1 pseudogene is annotated in these 2,766 nt (G+C 75.2%); it reads left to right on the top strand.

Going from position 1 to position 2,766, the window contains the following annotated elements:
• Window positions 1–2,766 (top strand): annotated as a pseudogene (locus tag ABZ371_RS31345) (hypothetical protein); the annotation flags it as partial.

Here is a 2,766-nt window from a genome sequence, read left to right as displayed (position 1 = left end):
GCGCACGGCTCGGACCGCCACGCACCCGCCACCCCGCCCCCCGGAGGCCCGGCGCCCGCACCCGCCGCCGCTCCGCAGCGCCTCTCCGCCACGGAGGCCGATCAGCTCCTCGACGGGACACGCCCGCTCCCCAGGGCGGAGTCGGACGACCGGAAACTCGTCCGGCAGCTGCTGAGCGCCCCGCACGTGGTGCTCAGCGCCGAGGGCGGCCCGCAGCGCCAGCAGTTGATGCAGGACACGGCCGACCGCGCCTCGGGCACCTCCTGGCACGTCAGCGCGCCCGGCGCACCCGTGCGGACCGCGCTGCGCCGGGCGATGGCCAACCTGGGCGTGGCCGGCCAGCTGGGTCAGTACCTGGGCCCCTTCGGCTCCAGGATCACAGGACTCAACGGCGCCGGGCCCTTCCGTACGCACTACCTGAAGGCGGCGGTCCGAGGCGAGCTGGGCAACGTCCGGGTCAGGAGCGACCCCAAGCCGGCCAGCCTGGAGACCACCATCGGCAACGAGCACCGGGTCGTCGGCAGCGCGAGCACCGTCTCGCGCACCACGCTGGGAGTCCAGGGCGGCATCATGCCGCTGCAGCAACTCCCCGGCGAACAGGCGGTGGTCGGCTCCTACTCGACGGCGCTCCAGTACGCCTGGGGCAAGGGGCGCGGTGTCTCGCAGGCACTCACCCGCGGGCGCAACACCACGCTGACCTACGCCGGGCGGATGTACCTGGTGGTCGCCGACGCCGCCGAGACCGTGGCGGTCCGGGACCGCTGGACGGCCGCGATGGGCGTCGCCGGCACACGTGCGGGGGCCCGTGTCAGCTCCGCCGCCGGGCGGCTGTCCGGGCGCCTGGGGCGCGGGCTGTCCCCCCGCCGGGCCGCCGCCGCGCTCCAGCGGATCCGGGACGCGGTGATGTTCCACCTGCCGATGCAGGACGCCATCGAGGCCGGGCTCGCCCCGGACGGGCTGGGCACCACCACCCCCGACAACCTCGGCGGCGGCTACCGGGTCCCCGGCTTCCTGCGCGGCCGGCGCTTCCCGACCCACCCCAGCGGCCAGCTCGACGCGAGCCGGGCGGCCCAGCAACTGCTGCCCCGCCTCGAGAAGATCGGCGTGCCCTCGCACGACCGGGAGCAGGTACTGCAACGGCTGTCACCGGACTTCCTGCGCGCGCACCTCCACGAACTCACCACCGACGGAGTGAGCCTGCCCGTCCGCTACCGCGCCTGGACGAGCCCCCACCACCTGCCGGTGGGAGGCAGTCCCGGGCAGGTCCGGTTCAGGCTGACACCGGTCACCACGACCGTGCGGCGGCTGCGTACGGGGCTGGAGCTGGAGGACTACCGGACCATCGCCCGCGACGACGCGGCGGGCACCTCGCAGGACCGGGGCGCCGACCTCACCCTGAGCGCCGGCCAGCGCGCGGCGGGCGACGGAGTCCTGGTCGCCAACCCCTCCCTCCAGGGCACGGCGGCCAAACAGCGGGCGAGCGGCCGGACCGACACCGACGGCAGCACGGCGATGCCGAACATCGCCACCACGCAGGCGCACGCGGAGATCGTCACCAGCTACATCCTCTCCGTCACGATGACGGACGCGGCCGGAGACCCACTCGCGCCGCGGAGCGTCGCACAGGTCGGCACCCTCAACGAGATCGCACCGGCGGGCCTGCTCACCCCGGTGGGCGAGGGCGACGACGGCGCGCTCACCGAACAGACCGTGCCCGAACCCGCTCCGGGCGTACGCATGCTGACGGCGCAACAGGCCCAGCCGGACGGCATCGCCGCATGGCGCACCGGCGACGGCACGACCGGACCCGATCCGGACATCCTCCCGTTCGACGACCGGATCGGCTCCGGCATCCTCGCCGTGGACATCCGCGGAGCCGCCGGGGTCCAGGACGCCCTGACCCTCGCCACCGCCCGCGCCGACGGTCTCGGCGACAACGACCTGGGCCGGCGGCACACCGGCGAGGCCCTCGCCGCGCGCCTGCACATGGCCCGCCACACCCCGCTCACCGGACTGGGTACGGCCCCCGCCCAGGGGCAGCAGGAGGCGGGCTCCCAGGGCGGCCTGACCGCAGGATTCCGCGAGGCGCTAGGCGCGGACGGCTCCCGGCTGCCCACCCAGTCCTCCGCCCACCTGTTCGGCCAGTCCCACACCGCGGACTCCCGGCTCTACGCGAGGATGCACCGCCGTGGCGCGCGGCTGCTCGCCGTGGAGAGCAAGCCCCGCATGGAGGCGATGCAACGCCGCAAGACCTCCGACGCGGTGGACGCCGGCATCACCGACAACGTCGAGGGAGCGGTGGGCAGCGCGCCGTTGGCCGGCAACAGCAACGCCGGTGTCACCAACCCCGGCGCCACGGTCCCGATCGGCGGCGCGAACGACGGGGCCGCCCTCAAGGGCGCCGTGGACACCACTCTCGGCACCCACATCAAGGTCGTGACCGACCGCAGCATGCTGTTCGCCGTCCCGGTGAGCTGGCTGGCCGTGGCCGAGGTGGACCACCGGGTCACCCACAGCCGCCCGATGCGCGCGCTCGGCTCGGCCCGGCCCGGGCCCCGCGGTGCCGAGGCGCACACCACCGCGCTGGTCTGGCTGCGTGAGGACATCGCCCGGGACCACGGCCTCCTGGACGACAGCACGTTCCCCGACGAGGCGGGCGCCGCCTGGGACGCCATGGCCAAGGCGGCCGCCGACCTCGCCACGGCGGAGAAGGAGTACTACGAGGCCCGCGCGCGGGCCCGTGAGGCGTGGCTCTCGCTGAGCCCG

It is taken from the genome of Streptomyces sp. NPDC005899, from assembly GCF_040629645.1.
Classification (GTDB): domain Bacteria; phylum Actinomycetota; class Actinomycetes; order Streptomycetales; family Streptomycetaceae; genus Streptomyces.
This window is presented reverse-complemented; position numbering and strand designations above follow the sequence as displayed.